The 18,471-nt window shown below is 33.4% G+C and carries 16 protein-coding genes; 5 read left to right on the top strand and 11 right to left on the bottom strand.

From position 1 onward, the window contains the following. Positions 1-61: 61 nt before the first annotated feature. Positions 62-838, top strand: a complete 777-nt coding sequence (locus tag GN105_RS10775; RefSeq protein ID WP_155289099.1) for a hypothetical protein — start codon at positions 62-64, stop codon at positions 836-838. A gap of 151 nt (positions 839-989) precedes the next feature. Here the strand turns inward: GN105_RS10775 and GN105_RS10770 are convergent, their stop codons facing one another. Genes GN105_RS10770 through GN105_RS10755 form a run of 4 tightly spaced genes read right to left on the bottom strand, consistent with a single transcriptional unit; the run spans position 990 to position 4,559 of the window. Next, entirely contained in the window at positions 990-1,925 is a 936-nt protein-coding gene (locus GN105_RS10770) for a DUF6929 family protein (protein ID WP_227977364.1), read from the bottom strand. 4 nt (positions 1,926-1,929) lie between these two features. Then, complete coding sequence (gene lnt / locus GN105_RS10765) at positions 1,930-3,537, bottom strand: apolipoprotein N-acyltransferase (RefSeq protein ID WP_155285409.1); 1,608 nt, start codon at positions 3,535-3,537, stop codon at positions 1,930-1,932. 19 nt (positions 3,538-3,556) lie between these two features. Further along, positions 3,557-3,931 (bottom strand): fluoride efflux transporter CrcB, encoded by a 375-nt coding sequence (gene crcB / locus GN105_RS10760; RefSeq protein WP_155285408.1) that lies wholly within the window; start codon positions 3,929-3,931, stop codon positions 3,557-3,559. 43 nt (positions 3,932-3,974) lie between these two features. Beyond that, complete coding sequence (locus tag GN105_RS10755) at positions 3,975-4,559, bottom strand: NUDIX hydrolase (RefSeq protein ID WP_155285407.1); 585 nt, start codon at positions 4,557-4,559, stop codon at positions 3,975-3,977. Between the two features lie 8 nt (positions 4,560-4,567). Between GN105_RS10755 and pyrE the strand changes: the two genes are divergently transcribed. From pyrE to GN105_RS10740, 3 genes are all read left to right on the top strand, one after another. Continuing rightward, a complete protein-coding gene (pyrE, locus tag GN105_RS10750; RefSeq protein ID WP_155285406.1) occupies positions 4,568-5,209 on the top strand; it encodes an orotate phosphoribosyltransferase in 642 nt (213 codons plus the stop codon). 87 nt (positions 5,210-5,296) lie between these two features. After that, complete coding sequence (locus tag GN105_RS10745; protein WP_155285405.1) at positions 5,297-5,689, top strand: SRPBCC family protein; 393 nt, start codon at positions 5,297-5,299, stop codon at positions 5,687-5,689. Between the two features lie 62 nt (positions 5,690-5,751). Then, positions 5,752-6,900 (top strand): THUMP-like domain-containing protein, encoded by a 1,149-nt coding sequence (locus tag GN105_RS10740; RefSeq protein WP_155285404.1) that lies wholly within the window; start codon positions 5,752-5,754, stop codon positions 6,898-6,900. On the opposite strand, the gene GN105_RS10735 is transcribed toward GN105_RS10740, so the two are convergent. From GN105_RS10735 to gyrA, 4 genes are all read right to left on the bottom strand, one after another. Next, entirely contained in the window at positions 6,901-7,851 is a 951-nt protein-coding gene (locus GN105_RS10735; protein WP_155285403.1) for a lysylphosphatidylglycerol synthase transmembrane domain-containing protein, read from the bottom strand. Positions 7,852-7,875: 24 nt separating this feature from the next. After that, positions 7,876-8,226 carry an aspartate 1-decarboxylase gene (gene panD / locus GN105_RS10730; RefSeq protein WP_155285402.1) on the bottom strand — a complete coding sequence of 117 codons (351 nt, stop codon included), beginning with the start codon at positions 8,224-8,226 and terminating at the stop codon, positions 7,876-7,878. 154 nt (positions 8,227-8,380) lie between these two features. Continuing rightward, positions 8,381-9,643, bottom strand: a complete 1,263-nt coding sequence (locus GN105_RS10725; RefSeq protein ID WP_155285401.1) for a tetratricopeptide repeat protein — start codon at positions 9,641-9,643, stop codon at positions 8,381-8,383. A 109-nt stretch (positions 9,644-9,752) separates the two neighbouring features. Then, entirely contained in the window at positions 9,753-12,278 is a 2,526-nt protein-coding gene (gene gyrA / locus GN105_RS10720) for a DNA gyrase subunit A (RefSeq protein ID WP_155285400.1), read from the bottom strand. A gap of 362 nt (positions 12,279-12,640) precedes the next feature. Between gyrA and typA the strand changes: the two genes are divergently transcribed. Beyond that, positions 12,641-14,446, top strand: a complete 1,806-nt coding sequence (typA, locus tag GN105_RS10715) for a translational GTPase TypA (protein ID WP_155285399.1) — start codon at positions 12,641-12,643, stop codon at positions 14,444-14,446. A 90-nt stretch (positions 14,447-14,536) separates the two neighbouring features. On the opposite strand, the gene GN105_RS10710 is transcribed toward typA, so the two are convergent. The 3 genes from GN105_RS10710 to GN105_RS10700 all read right to left on the bottom strand — a co-directional run bounded on the left by GN105_RS10710 (position 14,537) and on the right by GN105_RS10700 (position 18,276). Further along, complete coding sequence (locus tag GN105_RS10710; RefSeq protein ID WP_155285398.1) at positions 14,537-16,729, bottom strand: hypothetical protein; 2,193 nt, start codon at positions 16,727-16,729, stop codon at positions 14,537-14,539. 609 nt (positions 16,730-17,338) lie between these two features. After that, positions 17,339-17,809, bottom strand: coding sequence for a hypothetical protein (locus GN105_RS10705; RefSeq protein WP_155285397.1), 471 nt, complete (start codon positions 17,807-17,809; stop codon positions 17,339-17,341). Continuing rightward, on the bottom strand, positions 17,806-18,276 hold the full coding sequence (locus tag GN105_RS10700) for a hypothetical protein (RefSeq protein WP_155285396.1): 471 nt from the start codon (positions 18,274-18,276) through the stop codon (positions 17,806-17,808). Before GN105_RS10700 ends, GN105_RS10705 begins: the two co-directional genes overlap by 4 nt. Positions 18,277-18,471 lie beyond the last annotated feature (195 nt).

Here is an 18,471-nt window from a genome sequence, read left to right as displayed (position 1 = left end):
CGTAAAAAGATTGCGTATGGTTATTCTAATTTTGTTGCGTAATCAAAATACAATAAATCTGATGAAAATAAAAACACGTCCGGAAAAAAATACGCCTAAAGTAAGTAAGCCTATACGGTTACTTATAGAAGAAGCCTATGATATTTTTCAATATTCACTTAATGGAACACTAAATGTATGTACTCCGTGTTGTGTATCTTCGGAGAGAATGCAAGAACTTTTACGAACTCCTGTATGCGAACTTTCTGCGTCTGCCATTTATGATTACTTAGATGCTGTACATTATGATGAGACGGGATATGAAATCAAACACTTCTTACCTCGAATACTTGAACTATTAGCGGAAGATGCAACAATAAGACATTCTACCGAAATTATATTGGACAAATGCCATTTTGAAAAAGATTGTTGGCGACAAACCGAGTTGGATTTTATGAAACGCTTTTCGGCAGAATTCATAAGATATATACTTACAAATTACAATAAAAGTCAGGGAGATAATGCAATAAATTATATCTTGATGTTTGATTTAGCGGGACTTCCAACTGAACATCTGCTCGGAATTTGGGAAAGTAAACTAACCTCTTCCCCACTTGCTCTCGAACATTTACAGATAATGATGTATTATTATGTTGATTCTGATGGTTATTATTCTCATTCTTTTTCGGATAATCCTGAGTTTAATAATCAAATACAAAATTGGATAACAAGCACTAAACTTGCTAAAATTGTACTACCCATCATTGAAAAAGAATATTTTGAAAATCCTAATCTTACGGAAGAATCTCGCTATTATTTGGATTTACTTTACGGAAAATTTGAACGTAATTTCCGATAAATTATATTTTGGAAGAGATTCAAAAAGTATGAATGTCTTAAAAAAAGAGAATATTTCTGTCAGGCTGAGCGAAGTCGAAGCCTCATTATTACAAGGTTTCGACTTAGTTTAGCCTGACAATAACTATCATTATACTTTTTCATAACACGACCTATATTTTCAAAGTTGCTTTAATGAGCTTTGTGTTTCCGTTGTCATCGTCAGTTATAAAGACAACGTTCGTATTACGAGTTGATTTTGACGGCAATATAGTAACGGATTCTACCTTTATGGGATTTTCACTCGGAATAAAATTATAATGAGTTACTTTTGCCTTTTGAAAATCGGAAATATCAATTATTCCTGCTAAGCTTCCAATAATCTCTCCATCGTTGTAGGTATCATCGGTAGCTTCAACCGAAGCCGTAAAAAGAATCTTCGATTTATCAAAAAACGTAGCTCCTGAAAAACCTGCTTCAATGCCCTCAATTTTAGGAAGAGAAACCTGAATTATTTCAATCTTGGGAAGATTTTCTGTTTTTAAATATGATATAAATTCCTGATAGTCAAACTTTATTATAATATTATTCGTTCTATTGAATAGATATAAAAATCCGTCAGAAAAAGCAGTTGCTTCAATATTTAATTCCAAATCTTTTAACAGTGGTAATTCTCTTAAATGAGTATAAAGCATTGAAATAGAATATCTTTCTATCGTTGATTCGTTCAAAAAAACTCGTACAAATACATCACGTTGTGGCGATTTGGAGCCTGATCCAAAGATGACAAGTTCATTTTCCGAAATGATTTCCAGAGTTTCAAAATCAGCTTTCTTTTTCTTTTTGATGCGATTGCTTTTAAAATCTTCTGTGGGAACTTCCAATAGTGAAATTTTATTTTCTACCTGAAAATCCGAATCTATAACATACAAAAACGGACTATCATCACCAATGGCATACAATTTTTCCCCATTTGCTCCCAATCCCGAACCGCTGGGAAAATCTTCTATATTACTGATTTTCTGTATTTTTATTTTCATTCTTTTTTGAGCGTAAATATTTAATGAACATAAACAAGCTGCCAACAAACAAGTTAAAACTCTTCTCATAAAATTACTTTTTAACCAAAACCACTCCAACTCTTTTTTTCGCCATTGCGTACAAGAATATAAACAAACTCAAAAATAGTGAAATTCTTGCCAAATAATCACCCGCTTTTACATAAAATGTTATTTTATCATTCAGATTGATAGTACTTCGCAAGCTTCCTTGCCTTTCGTAAGCCAATGAATTGGTAATTTCACCCCGCTGATTGATAAAGGCGGAAATTCCCGTGTTGGCACTTCGGGCAATACTACGACGAGTTTCAATGGCACGCAATTGAGCATAACTTAATAACTGTTTGTGTCCTTGTGTGTTCTTCCACCAAGCATCATTTGTAAGAATTGCTAAGAAATTAGCTCCTTTTTTTATATAATCGGTTACAAATTCACCATAAATGGATTCATAACAAATAATAGGAGCTGCTTTTCCTTCCGTTTTTTCACCCAAAAAGACACTTCGCTCCTGCTGAGTGGTTTTTAAGGCAACTGTTCCTCCCAAATCTATCAAAGTTTCACCTAAAATAGGTTTTAAAACGCTTTGATATGGAAAATTTTCAACTCCAACTACTAATTTTGATTTGTGATACAAAGGAATTGAATCATTTCTGTTTAGCAAAAAAGCTGAATTGTAATCATTATACCAAATGTCTGCTCTTTCCAAATAATTACTTTGCTCAGTTATTTTAGATTTTTCTTTGAAGAAATCAATCATCGCAATACCTCCGACAACGTTCAAATTCGGATATTTCAGCACCATTGAACGTAAAATGGAAAATTCCCACGAATTTTGTAAGTTTTCAAACTTAACATTATCCGCAAAAACCGTTTCAGGAGTGATGATAAAATTAACTTTTTCATCTAATAATTTTTCAGAAAGATTTACTAATAATTGTGCTATATCTTGATTTGAAATCTGATATTTTTCAAAATAAGGGTCAATATTTGGCTGTAAAACGATTACATCAATAGGATTTCGCTCCTCTTTATAGTTGATATACATAAAATAAGATACCAAAACAGGCACAGCGAAGCATAAAACTGAAATCCCGACACCTTTTGCAAGAATTTTTCTATTTTTTTGCTCAAAATATGATTTAATAAACGAAAAAAGTAAAATATTTACAAATAAAACCCATAAACTACCTCCAAAAACTCCCGTATATTCGTACCATTGAACCCAAGTAATTTTTCCGGAAAAAACATTTCCTAAATTAAGCCAAGGCCACGAAACATCCCACGTTAAATGAAATTTTTCAAAAGATAACCATATTGTAATCAGGAAGATAAATGCTGTTTTTTGAGGTAATTTTTTTGCAATAATATGGTAAAGCAAAAATGTAATGGTCATCAATAATGTGTTTGCTAAAATTGCAAAAACTGCTCCGCCTTTGGTTGAATGCCATATCCACCACGTGGTAATTATATTCCAAATAAGAAAAGATAAATAACTGATTACAAACACTTTTCTTTTTGTTTGTTTGTATTTTACACGTATGTTTTGTTCAGCCAATAACAGTGGAACAAAAGCAATGAAAATCAGTGCCGTAAAACCGTATGTAGGCCAAGAGAGAGCCAAAAGAAATCCTGATAATATTGCTAATAGTAGATTTTTTTTCATTTTTGCTTTTAAGTTTTTATTAAAAATGTATTTTACTTCCTAAAAAACAAGCTGCAATTCCCAATAAAACACTACCTGAAACGTAAAAAATTGCTTTTATTGGTTCATTATTTTGAAAAAGTTGAAGTGTTTCGAGCGAAAAAGTTGAAAAAGTAGTGAATCCTCCTAAAATTCCGGTCATTAATAAGTACTGTAATGCTCCAAATTGTGATTTTTCCTTAAAATAAGTAAAAAAAATACCTATCAAAAAACATCCAATGATATTTACAGTCATAATTCCGATAGGAAAGTGCAGAGTTTTGTCAAATTTTATGTTTAAAATAAAAGAAATGATTACTCTCAAAATCCCACCTATGAAACTTCCCAAGCCTGACACTAAAATCAGCTTAATCATTTTATTTTAAAATTAAATTTATAACAATCAATACATTATAAATTTATTCAAATATTTTTTGAATATTTTTATATGATTTTTTGATTAGCTCTTGAACTTCATCAGGCTTTTTCCAACAAACCATTTCTATATCTTCCTCAATTTGGGCTTTAAGAACACCTTTGTATTTCGTTTCCATATCATACCAATATGTTTCTTTCAAAAAATATTTCCCATCTTGCTTAAAAATATGATAGGTTATGGTTCTAAATCGTATCAAATTCAGCTTCTTAACTCCTGTTTCTTCTTCTACTTCACGCAAAGCACAAACGGCGATATTCTCTCCTTTTTCTTTTTTCCCTTTTGGTAAATCCCATTTTCCTCGTCTTTTCATCACCAGAATTTCCCCTTTTTTGTTGGTTACGATTCCTCCTCCAGCTTTGATGACATCTATTTTCTTCTTGAACTTTTTAAGAAGTTTTTCCTCATTAGGATGATAAAGATAGATTTTTTCAACACCTTTTTTATTCAATTCTGACATAATAAAATCGATTGTTACATCTTTTAGTCGAAAAAATTTGATATTGTTAATATTTTCTTCTATATTTGTCAGAATAATAGATTTATCATTTACAAAAATTTCATACATAACAAAAAATGATTTTAAATAGTAATACCGCACAAAAAACGGCTGATTTTTTATTGCAAATAAAAGCAATAAAATTGAATTCTGAAAATTCTTTTACGTGGGCTTCAGGTTGGAAATCTCCAATTTATTGTGATAATCGTATAATACTCTCATATCCAGAGGTTAGAAATTTTGTAACCTCAGAGATGGTAAAACAAATCAGAGAAAAATATCCAAATGTGGAAGTAATTGCCGGTGTTGCTACGGGAGCCATCGGTATCGGAATGCTTGTGGCAAATCAGTTAGGACTACCTTTCATTTATGTACGTCCTGAGCCTAAAAAACACGGCAGGCAAAATCAAATTGAAGGGCTTTTGGAAGCAAACCAAAATGTGGTTGTAATTGAAGACCTCATCAGTACCGGAATGAGTAGTTTAAATGCCGTTAAAGCATTGAAAGACAGTCAGGCTAATGTGTTGGGAATGATAGCTATTTTCTCTTACGGATTTGATGTGGCTAACTCCAATTTTGCAAATGAAAAAGTAAATTTACACACGTTAGGGGATTATGAAAGTTTACTTTTACAAGCATTAAAAATAGGATATATTTCTGAAAATGAATTAGAAACATTAAAGGAATGGAGAGAAAATCCATCACAATGGAAACAATAAATTAATCCAATGTGTAAAATCCAAATTTAGAATTGAAAAAATAGAAATTCAATTTTGCCTCTTTTTTAACTTTATATTAAAAAAATAATGAATTTAGAAAGTTCGAAAGTAACCGTACCAAAAAGCCAACAAGAATTATTTGATTTGTTGGAAAATATGAAAAACTTTGAAAAATTAATGCCCGATTCCATTAGCAAGTTTCAGATACTCAATGAAAATTCTTTTCTGTTTGCATTGAAAGGAATGCCTGAAATTGCATTGGAAAAGAAGAGCAGTACGCCAAATTCACAAATTGTTTTGGGAGCAAAAAGTGATAAAGTTCCGTTTACACTTACTGCAAATTTATTGAAAAAATCTGAAAATCAGACGGAAGCACAACTTCTCTTTCAAGGAAATTTTAATCCAATGATGGCAATGATGATTAAATCTCCTATTTCAAAATTCATTGAAACTTTGGCAAATAAAATGAAAGATTTATAGCATTAAAAAGAATGATTTTAAGAATTTTTCAAAAAAATCATTCTTTTGTTTTTTCTCTTAGTATGATTTTAGATAGAAAAATCCAGGATTTTATCACCGAAAATTTAAATATAAACATCTCCGATTTATTGCTTAAAAAAACTGTTTTTGAAGGAATTAGTAATAAATATTTGGCTCAACAAATTATCGGAAGAAACACTGCTTCCAAAAAATTTCCTTTTTTAAATCAACCCAATATTCTTTTCCCTCCACAACTTAATTTGGAGCAAGCCTCTTCACAGCAAACAGCTGAATTTAAGTCTGTTGGAATGCAGGGAAAACGTTTTTTAGATTTGACTTGCGGACTGGGAATAGATGCCTTTTTTCTGTCTAAAAATTTTGAAGAAGTACATTTGGTAGAGCAAAATCCGGAACTTCTAAAATTAGTACAACATAATTGGTTGATTTTAGGTAGAAAAGCGAACTTTCATCAAGAATCTTTATATGAATTTTTACAAAAAAATTCAGAAAAATTCGATTTGATTTTCATCGACCCTGCAAGAAGAGACGAAAACAACAAGAAAAAATTTCTTTTGGAGGAGCTTTCCCCAAACTTATTGGATATTCAACCTGCACTTTGGAAAATCGCAGACCAAATTTTAATAAAACTATCGCCTTTAATCGACTTAAAATATTTACTTTCAGTATTTCCAAATGTAAAACGTATTGATATAGTGTCCGTTAAAAATGAAGTAAAAGAAGTTCTTGTTTTACAAAATCAAGATAAAGCAAACGATAAAGCTCTTTGCCGATGTGTAAATTTAGGAACTGATGAACCTATATTTTCCTTCTTCTTTGAAGATGCCGAAAATGTAACGATTTCTTTTTCAGTCCCTAAAGAATATATATACATTCCTAATAATAGTTTGTTAAAATCAGGAGCTTTCAACTTGATTTCCAAATATTTTAATTTAGAAAAATTGCATCCCAATACACATTTATATACTTCCGAACAAATAAATCCTAATTTCCCGGGAAGAATCTTAAAATCAGAAATTATTTCAACAAAAAGTATTGAAAAAGGAAGTAGATACAATGTAATTTCCAAAAATCATCCATTATCAGCTGATGAAATTAAGAAAAAATACAAACTTAAGGACGGAGGCGATAGATATTTAATTTTTACGCAATCTGTTAAAGGAAAGGAAATTATCTTAGGAAATCCTATATAATTAGTTTCTTTTTCTGTTTAATAACGGAAGTAGTATAAAAGATATGCCACCAAAAAATAAAGTCATAAAAAATTGCGAAACCCAAACAATCCATCCGAAAGCCGTTCCTGTAACTAATGGTATTCCAAAAAGTAAAAGAATTTCTGCAATAAAAAATGGATACGAACCAAAGCCCCCATTGGTGAAAGCAATTGCAAAACTACCTACTACAAAGGCAGTTAGAACCGTAGATAGCTCAACATCACTAGTTTCAGGCAAAGCAAAAAACGGAGCATAAAACATCAAAAAATACATTCCCCATATAAAAAATGTATGTAAAATAAACATTTTTCGTTGTTTTAATTTTACGATTGAAAATATTCCTTCTTTTAAACCGAGAAGAAAATTACTAATTTTATCTGCAAATGAATTTTTTGATTTATAAAGCCACCACAAAAATCCTCCACCAAGAACGAACCCAATTCCTCCGATAAGCATTAATTTTTTAAAAGGAACTCTTGAAAGTAAAAAATCACTTATCAAATCGAATTGAATTAAAAACGCTGATAATGTGAATAATAACAACAAAATCATATCTACAATACGCTCAGAAATAATCGTTCCGAAAGACTTATCAAAAGGGACATTATCATAACGATTGATTACTAAGGCACGTGAAACTTCACCTGAACGAGGAATTGTAATATTTACTAAATAACCAATAAAAACAGCCATAATTCTGTTTGTAGTCTTCGCTCTGTATCCTAACGAACTGATTAACAATTGCCAACGAACTGCCCTTGAAATATGACTTAAAAATCCCAAAAAGATGGAAAGACCAATATAAAAGTAATTGGTGTCTATAAACTTTGTCTTGATTTCAACAAGTTGTTCCTCAGTAAATTGGCTATACGCATACCAACACAAGAAGACACCCAACAATAGAGGAACAAGAGTTTTTACAAGTTTCATCTTTCTGGAAATTAGTTTATTATGTTATTCTATTTTGTTTGTTTTCTCATTTGGGAAAATAATTGAGGGCTTAAATTGTTTTGCTTCTTCAAAATCCATAATTCCGTAAGAAATAATAATAATAACATCTCCTCTTTGTACTTTGCGAGCAGCAGGACCATTCAATACAATTTCTCCAGAATTGCGTTTTCCTTTTATAATATAAGTTTCTAAACGTTCGCCGTTATTCACGTTCACAATTGCAACCTTTTCGCCTTCAATCATATTGGCTGCATCAAGTAAATCCTCGTCAATTGTGATACTGCCAACATAGTTTAAGTCAGCTCCTGTAACCGTAACTCTGTGAATTTTAGATTTTAATACTTCTATTTGCATTTTTATTATTTGAAAATTCGGGCAAAGATAGAATTAAAAGTCGAAAGTTAAAAACCGAACATATGTTATTTAATCCTAAAGATAAAATAAAAAAGCATAAAGAAAATGAATCCTTTATGCTTTTATTTATCAGTTATTTTATTTCAAAAAAGAATTATTGTCCTAACAATCCTTTAACTCTTTGGAAATTAGCACTATCTCCTAAGGCTCCATAGATATTTTTTAATTGCTCCAAGATACTTTCATTTTTACCTTGTGTTTTATAAAAATTCTCTAGAATTTCAGCACCTTTTTTAAAGAATTCATCTTTTTTAAGTCTTAATTCCTCATATTTTGCAATATCTGCTTTTGAATTTCCTAAAGAGTTCATCTGCTCAACCAAAGCATTTCCTTCATTGATATAGGTTGTTGAAATATTTAACACAGCATCTGCATAATCAGGTTTGATGCTCAAAGCTTGTTGAAACGCCTTACGAGCCTCTTCCAAATGATTTTGTTGCATATTAATAACACCTATATTATACTGTAAATCAGGGTTTTTAGGCTCTAATTTAGCTGCTTCTTGCATCAACTCTTTGAACTTATCTTTATTATCCAACTGCATATAAATGCTTGCTTCTTGAACTATCAAATTTGCATCATTTGGATATCTTTTTCTAGCTTCTGCAAATGCAGCCAAAGCTTCATCATTTTTCCCTTGTTCTACATAAATGTACGCAATGTTTTTGACAATATCAGCACGTTTTGAAGGAGTTTTTTCAGTTCTTGGATTTGTGTGAGTACCTCCTTTTACCATTAAATCACGCTGATTTTTAGTTGAGAAAGCTTCTTCTTTTCCCGTTTGCTTTTCTTTTGCATAGTAAAGAACTTCTGTTCCGTCATAGTTTAAATCCTTTAACTCTTTATAATATTTTAAAGCAGCATCATAGTTTTTGTCTTGTACGGCAACTAAAGCGGCATTATACAAAAAGACAGTATCACGTGGACTTAAACGATACACTTGCTCAAATGCGGTTGTAGCATTTTTAAAATCTTTTCTTCCGTAAGATTCTTGTGCTTGAGTAAGAGCAATGTTAGTTGCATCTTCCAAAAGGGGTTGTAACATTGACACATATTTCCCTTTTCCTCCCTCCAATTCTCTTACTTTAGCAAACGCAGCAGAAGCATTTTGTAAAGAAGACGCTACATTTACATTCTTTTTAGCATTAGCAAGATTCAATTGCCCTTCCAAGAAATAGTATTGAGGAGCAAACTCGCTGTTTGATGTAGCCGCACTTTTAATTCCTTCCAATGCATTTTTGGCATTTGCCAAATCTCCTTTTTTGATTTGTTTTTCTACCTCTCTAAGTTCTTTTTTTTGTCCAAACGCAACAGCCGATACCAATAATGCTGATGCAAACAATAATGATTTTTTCATCTGATTTGTTTTTGTAAGTTATTTTATAATTTTTTGATTTTTAGACTAACCAAAGCATAAACCTTGCCAAAGTCTTAATTTCTGACAAGATTTATGCAAAATTGACTATCTATACGTTATTTTCAGTTTCAGGATTTTGATTTTCTTCTGATACCGTTTCTTCCTCCTCATCTTCTTTCATCACCTTAGCAACAGCCGCGATAGAATCATTCCCTTTGATGTTTATCAAACGTACACCTTGTGTGGCACGCCCCATAATTCGTAAATCATCAATTGGTAAACGAATAGCAATTCCGGATTTGTTGATAATCATCAAATCCTCTCCCGGAAGCACGCTCTTGATTGCCACCAAATTCCCTGTTTTTTCAGTGATGGAAATCGTTTTGACTCCTTTTCCTCCACGATTTGTAATTCGGTAAACAGCCTCTCCTGTTTCCGGTTCATCAATATAAGAACGTTTTCCGTATCCGTTTTCCGAAACTACAAGTACAGTTTCTTCCAATGGATTTTCAATTGCAATCATTCCTATAACCTCATCATTTTCAACATCTAAATCAATTCCTCGAACACCTTGCGAATTTCTACCTACGGCGCGTACTTTCTCTTCCTCAAAACGAATAGCCCTACCCGATTTCACAGCCAACATCAGCTGACTTCTACCAGAAGTAAGTTTTGCTTCAAGCAATTCATCTCCGTCCTTGATTGTGATTGCATTAATACCATTCTGACGAGGACGAGAGTATTGCTCCAACAAAGTTTTCTTAACGATACCTTGTTTCGTAGCCATAATCAAATAATTATTATTGATATATTCCTCATCTTTAAGGTTTTGAACACTTACAAAGGCTTTTACTTTATCATCTTGCTCAATATTGATAAGATTTTGAATAGCTCGTCCTTTGGCTGTTTTACCTCCTTCCGGAATTTCGTAAACTCGCATCCAGAAACATTTTCCTTTCTGAGTAAAGAATAACATATATTGGTGGTTCGAACTCACAAACAAATGTTCCAAAAAGTCTTGGTCACGCGTATTTGAAGCCTTTTGACCAACACCACCTCTGTTTTGTGTTTTGTACTCATTTAAAGATGTACGCTTGATGTATCCTGCGTGTGTGATGGTAATTACCATTGTTTCATCAGGAATCATATCCTCCACACTAAATTCTCCTCCTGCGTATTCGATTTGAGAACGACGAACATCGCCATATTTCTCTTTAATTTCAAGAAGTTCCTCTTTAATAATTTCGGTACGACGTTCCTTACGAGCCAAAATATCTTCTAAATCAACAATCAACTTTTTAAGTTCTTCAAATTCAGCTCGTAATTTATCTTGCTCAAGACCCGTAAGCTGACGCAAACGCATCTCAACAATCGCTCTTGATTGAATTTCAGACAGATTGAAACGTTCCATCAATCGAGTTCGAGCTACTTCAGGGCTTTCCGATGAACGAATAATCGCAATTACTTCATCAATATTATCCGAAGCAATGATTAATCCCTCTAAGATGTGAGCTCTTTCTTGTGCCTTACGAAGTTCGAATTGTGTTCTGCGATAGACCACATCATAACGGTGTTCCACAAAGTAATGAATCAACTCTTTCAAGTTTAACAATTGCGGACGACCCTTAACTAAGGCAATATTATTTACGCTGAAAGAAGATTGTAAAGCTGTGTGTTTAAACAAGTTATTTAACACTACGTTAGACACGGCATCACGCTTGAGCACATAAACAATACGCATTCCTTCGCGTCCTGATGACTCATCACGAATTTCAGCAATACCGTCCAGTTTTCCCTCTTTAATAAGGTCGGCAGTTTGTTTAACCATCAAGGCTTTATTAATCTGATACGGAATTTCTGTAACTACGATACATTCCCTTCCTTTAACCTCTTGGATATCAGCTTTAGCACGCATCACAACACGACCACGTCCTGTTTTGAAAGCTTCTCGTACTCCTTCATATCCGTAAATGATTCCTCCGGTAGGAAAATCAGGAGCTTTGATGTATTTTATTAATTCATCTATTTCAATTTCAGGATTATCTATGTAAGCAATTGTTCCGTCAACTACTTCACTTAAGTTGTGCGGAGCCATATTGGTCGCCATTCCCACCGCAATTCCTGACGAACCATTCACCAATAAATTAGGGATACGAGTGGGTAACACCGTAGGTTCTTGCAGAGTATCATCAAAGTTTAGTTGATGGTCAACGGTTTCTTTTTCAATATCAGCAAGCATATCTTCCGATATTTTTCGCATACGAGCCTCCGTATAACGCATTGCCGCTGCTGAATCTCCATCTACCGAACCGAAGTTTCCTTGCCCATCAACCAGCATATAACGCAAACTCCAAGGCTGTGCCATTCGCACCATTGTTTCATACACGGGCGAGTCTCCGTGTGGGTGATATTTACCCAGAACCTCCCCTACAATTCTCGCAGATTTTTTATATGCTTTGTTACTCAACACGCCCAACTCATACATTCCGAACAGAACGCGACGATGAACAGGCTTTAAACCATCACGAACATCCGGCAACGCCCGTGAAACAATTACCGACATTGAATAATCAATGTAAGCGGATTTCATCTCATCACCTATATCTACAGGAATGAGTTTTTCTCCTTCTGTCATAATTAATGTTTACTATTTTCTAATTTCATTCAACAAATCAACGGGCTAATGTACGAAAAAAATTGATTATGACATATATTTTCGCGTTTTTTTTATTTTTCAAAAGAAAATAGAGCTGGTGTTAAGTTAGTTACAATTTAGTAAATAAAATGCCTTTTATTGATTTAATACTAAATATTTGTAATTTATTCGGTTCAGTATTTTATAATTATTTTTTGTTTTATTTATCAAAAATAAAATTTCTTTGAGATTTAAGTTCTGTTTATTCAAATTCTATGATTTAACAAAACTTTTTTTGGCTTTATTTTTCACTTTTCACATTTTATCGTATTTTTGCCCGCTTTTAATTTTAAATACATTTTATGACTGCTATCAAAAACATAGCTATTATTGCCCACGTTGACCACGGGAAAACTACTTTGGTGGATAAAATATTGCATCATTGTGCTTTATTCAGAGAAAATCAAGAGTCCGGCGAACTTATTTTGGATAATAACGACATTGAACGCGAACGCGGAATCACGATTCTTTCCAAAAATGTTTCCGTAACTTATAAGGATACAAAAATCAACATTATAGACACGCCAGGACACGCCGATTTCGGGGGCGAGGTAGAACGTGTACTCAATATGGCGGACGGCGTTTTGCTTTTGGTTGATGCCTTTGAAGGTCCGATGCCACAAACGCGTTTCGTACTGCAAAAAGCCATCGAAATGAAGCTCAAACCCATTGTAGTGGTAAATAAAGTAGATAAGGAAAACTGTACGCCCGATGAGGTTCACGAAAAAGTGTTCGACCTGATGTTTGAACTCGGTGCCGAAGAATGGCAGTTGGATTTCCCTACCGTGTATGGTTCTGCCAAAAATAATTGGATGTCAGAAGATTGGAAAAAACCTACCGACTCTATCGCACCGCTTCTCGATATGGTTATCAAATACATTCCTTCACCAAAAATTGAAGAAGGAACTACACAAATGCTTATCACTTCGCTTGATTATTCTTCCTTTACGGGACGAATTGCCATCGGACGTTTGCAACGCGGCGTTCTCAAAAGCGGTATGAACGTTTCATTGGTAAAACGAGACGGAACTATCACCAAATCAAAGGTTAAGGAATTACACACTTTTGACGGATTGGGCAGAAAAAAAATCGATGAAATACAAGCGGGCGACATCTGTGCTATTGCCGGTTTGGAAGGTTTTGACATCGGTGATACCATTGCCGATTTTGAAAATCCGGAAGCCTTGCCAACCATCGCCATTGATGAGCCTACGATGAGTATGTTGTTCACTATCAACGATTCACCTTTCTTCGGAAAAGAAGGAAAATACGTTACCTCACGCCACATTAAGGAGCGTTTAGAAAAAGAATTGGAGAAAAATCTTGCTCTTCGTGTTGAACCTACCGATAGTGCCGACAAATTTATGGTTTTTGGGCGTGGTGTATTGCACCTTTCAGTACTTATTGAAACGATGCGTCGTGAAGGCTATGAATTGCAAATCGGTCAGCCACAAGTAATTATAAAAGAAATTGATGGCGTAAAATGCGAACCCGTTGAGGAACTGACCATCGACTTGCCTGAAAATCTGTCAGGAAGAGCCGTAGAGTTTGTAACTCTTCGCAAGGGCGAAATGCTATCAATGACCCCAAAAGGCGAGCGAATGGTAATCGAATTTATCATTCCGTCAAGAGGAATTATCGGACTTCGTAATCAGATACTTACAGTTACTGCTGGAGAAGCCATTATGGCACACCGATTTTTGGAATATCAACCTTACAAAGGCGAAATTCCTGGGCGTATCAATGGCTCGTTAATCTCAATGGAAAATGGAAAAGCCATTCCGTATTCTATTGACAAACTGCAAGATAGAGGGAAATTCTTCATCGACCCGAACGAAGATGTGTATGAAGGACAAGTAATTGGGGAAAATTCACGCGGTGATGATATGGTAGTGAACGTTACTAAAACCAAGAAACTCACCAACATACGTTCAGCCGGTGCGGACGATAAAATGCGTATTGCCCCTGCTATTAAGTTTTCGTTGGAAGAAGCGTTGGAGTACATCCAAAAAGATGAATACGTGGAGGTTACACCAAAGTCAATACGCTTGCGTAAAATCTACTTAAACGAAAACGACCGCAAACGCTACGAAAAAGAATTTAAATAACTTAAGAATTCTGTTTAAGGATAACAAAAAACCGAAAGTGTAATGCTTTCGGTTTTTTTCATTAATTTCTTTCATAATGAAAATTTTAACTTAAAGTATTTCTACATTCTTTACAATTGGATTATTCCCTTTGAAAATAAGATTTATTTTAAAATTGACAAAGTCACTGTAAATATATAGAGGAATAATTTCTCCTTCTTTGGGTTCATTGTCAAACTTCAGACGGATATTTGAGCCAGCTAAATAATTCTCCTTAGGCAATATAACTCTATCTTTATCTTGTAATTCATAGATAGAAAAAATGGGGTCAATCAGTGTTAATATTCGAGGAAGTTCTATTTTTAATTTTTTATCAGATTCTTTCCATAGGCTTGAAATTGAAGAACCTACCTCTTTTACTCCATCCCAAGAATACCAACTGACAGAAGAATTAGATTTTTTCTGTCCGCCTTGTATTCCAATGCTTTCCTCCAATATTGTTTTTAATTTATCTGCTGTTAATGAAAAGTCTTTTAAAAAGACTTCTCTCTTTTCATTTACAATTCTGTTTTTTGCATATTGTAAGTTATTAGAGATATTCAGAGCATGATTTTGTTTGTATTCAGCATCATCTACCCAACAAATTTTATCATCTGTCATAGCTATAACCCTCACGCGTGTAATATCGTTGTATTTTTTACCATTGTATTCTAATTTTATAGGGGCTAACTCTATCTGTTCGTGAGGATTTATTATGTTTTTAGCAGAGGTTTTTATTACGTCGTATTCATCTTTGTACATATCTGTGTAATGCAAACAAAGGAACAAACGAACATTTTCTAATTTTATATCAGAACGATTGTTAATGGTTACTAATATCTCATCTTCTTTATCTAAAAATTTCCAGTCCGAAGCAGGATTTACACCAACATCTATAAAAGATTGTTCCATCAACAATTGTTTAAAACTGCTGTATAAGTTATCCTCGCAATAATTCATATCTGATAATAGACAATCATAAATACCTTGATTCCCTCTTCTGAAAAAATGATTGAAAATTTCATTTTTACTTTCTTCTAACATTCCCTTTTCTACGTAATAGTTAGCCTTTAAAAAATTGGGACTAAAAATTCCGTATCCTTCCATTGTAGAACGGTAGAGTCTTAACAGATATTGTCCTTCGGGTGTTTTATTCAAATAGGTTCTGTTTCTGTAAGAATCTAATAAGTCAGTCAACATTATGGCTTGGCGAGGGTATTCTATGGCAGCTTGATCATAGTAAGATAAAGATTGCTGTACCTTGCCTTCTTTAGCACTCAGTAATCCCTTAAGTACTAATGCGGGAGCAGAACGTTCTGGATATAATTCGATGTATGTATTTAAAGTAGCTTCTGCCTCTATGAAATTTTCATTAACTTCTTCCTGTACTATTGGTAAAACTTCATCTTGTGAAATGCTTTCTATTTTTTCTTGATTTTCAATAGTTTTAATTTTAGGAGGTATATTGATTAAAGCTAAAGCCTTCAAAAGAAGTGCTTCTCTGTTATTTGGATATTTTTTCAAAATATCAGAAGTAGAATTGCGAGCCTCTTCCATTCTACCAGAATAAACTTCAAGATAAGCCTTATCTTTATTGACGCACAATAAGTCCCACTCTTTCATATATTTATAATAAATAGGAGAAAATTCTGATAGGTATTCAATATAGGCATTTTTCACTACATTAATTTCATCCTCCAATGCAGATTTTAATTCTTGTTGTTTTTGATAAGTATCAATAGCTTGAGTGCCTACTGCCTTGGCAGCGGAAAGTAATTGAAGATGGGCTTTTGCAGGGGAAACATTCATTACTAAGTCAGATATTGCAGAATTTGAACTTGGAGTTGTAGCCATATTTTTAGCCAATTCCCACATAAATGAAATCTCTTGGTGTTTCTTTTCTAACTCAAACATTTTTTGGAGAATAGGCAAAAGTTTCATTTTAGCTTCGATTACATCTTGTGCCACCAAACTGTAATCTTGTTTAGCCAGATATTCCAAAAAGTCGTAAAAATTATCGGATTGGGACTGTGCCAGTTCCAGTCCGTTCATAATGCGTACAGTTTCCTCTATATCATATTCCTTTTCTCCTTTTCTTTCTTCGGAAATTTTAGATTCTTCTTTGAGAATATTGTATGCTGGAGCAAATTCTTGGGTTGGTTGGTAATTAACCAAATCAATAGGAGATGCTTTTTCTGAATTGTAGAAGTATAAAAATGCACCCACCCCAATAATCAATAATGTTACAAAAGTAGATTTATTCATTATTCAATCTATTAAAATTTTCCCTACTCTATTACAGGCTTTTCGGGCTACGCCTTTTTTCAATGAACAAATAATAATTTTTCAATGAATGATTGTTAATTGTTCTCTACTTAGGTATTAAATAGGCTTTTCAACCCGTAAAAATACTTCTCAAAAATGCATAAAATACCCTTCGGAAATGTATTTTATACACTAAAACAATGTATTTAATACTGTTTTAAACCCTATTAAATACATTGATAAAAAGCATTCAATACCCTGATGATATCTATTAAATATAGTTATAAAACCTATTTAATAGCTTGTTTGCTATATTCTATACATTTTTAACATCCCCCTACCCCCTTTAAAGGGGGAATTTAGAAAACTCGGTCGTGTTATAAAAAGTATGATGAAAGTTCCGATTGTCAGGCTGAGCAAAGTCCGTGAAAACGGAGTATATGACGAAGCCTTGTAATTACAGGGCTTCGACTACGCTCAGCCTGACAAAAACACTTCTTTTTTTTTAAGGTATCATAATTTTTACATTACCTCTGAAAACTCAACTATTTATTCAATACCCTTTTGTTCCATTGAATAACTTCTGTGGCTTACTTTAAAAGGGAATTGTTATGCGTCTGTTTTCTTTCGTCCGCCTTTAAAGAACTGTTTTAATTGCTCGTATAAGGTTTTAATACCCGGAATGTTTTGTACGCTTAAAAATTTTACGTTTCGGTAAAAAGTTATCGAATTGTAATAATTGTCATTGTCGAGCAATACTTTAGTGTCCGAAAGTTGTTCGGTAAAGGTTTTGAGACGGATAAGGCGGGTTTCAATCTGCTGACGAGCTTGATAATCGCGGTCAAACTCGGCTTTATCCAAAAAGGAAGGCACAAACTGCGGATATTGCTCCATAAGCTCCTTGCATTTATTTACAAAAAGTTTGTTTTGTTCGGCAATGCTCCCGTATTGTCTGCGTTCGTCGGGAGTGAGGTTAAATGTTTTTCCTTTTAATACATTTTCAATGCTTTGTAAGGCTTCATCTAATTTTTGTAATTCTTCGGTGGTAAAAATTACACTGGCTAAATTTTTGTCTGTCATCGTATTAAAGTTTTATAATTAAAATTTTTACTTTCCCAATTTGCACAAAACACAAAAAACCGATTACGAGCGAAATGCCCATAGCCGGTCTGTTTGCGTTGCGTTTTGCACAGCAAATCTGTATTTTGTTTTAAAAAATTAGTTACGGAATGTTGTATATAAGCGGAAAAAGTATATACGCGTGCGAGGGTACTTTTAATTAAAGCACAAGAAAGGCGTTGCGTTGCGTTGCGTTGCGTTGCGTTGCGTTGCGTTGCGTTGCGTTGCGTTTTTGTATCAATTTGCAATGCAAATATACGGAAATTCAACAACTTAAGCAAGTTTTTAATATTGAAATTCATAAAGTTTTGAGTAGTTAAATGCTTGATTGTATTATAAAAAGTGTGATAACACTTCCGATTGTCAGGCTGAGCGAAGTCGAAGCCTTGTAATAATAAGGCTTCGACTTCGCTCAGCCTGACAGACATATCCTCTTTTTTAAGGTATCATACTTTTCACATCACTTCAAATGCTTTATATCGCTTTGTGTCAGGGTGCAAATATATATTAATTTTTCATATCTAAATGTATTCAAATGTTAAATTTTACAACTATTTTCTTATAGATATTTCTTTTTATGTTTACTAAAAGATTTTAGAATTCCTTTCATTTGGAATGTTCAT

The sequence above is a fragment of the Capnocytophaga felis genome (assembly GCF_009684755.1).
GTDB lineage: Bacteria > Bacteroidota > Bacteroidia > Flavobacteriales > Flavobacteriaceae > Capnocytophaga > Capnocytophaga felis.
This window is presented reverse-complemented; position numbering and strand designations above follow the sequence as displayed.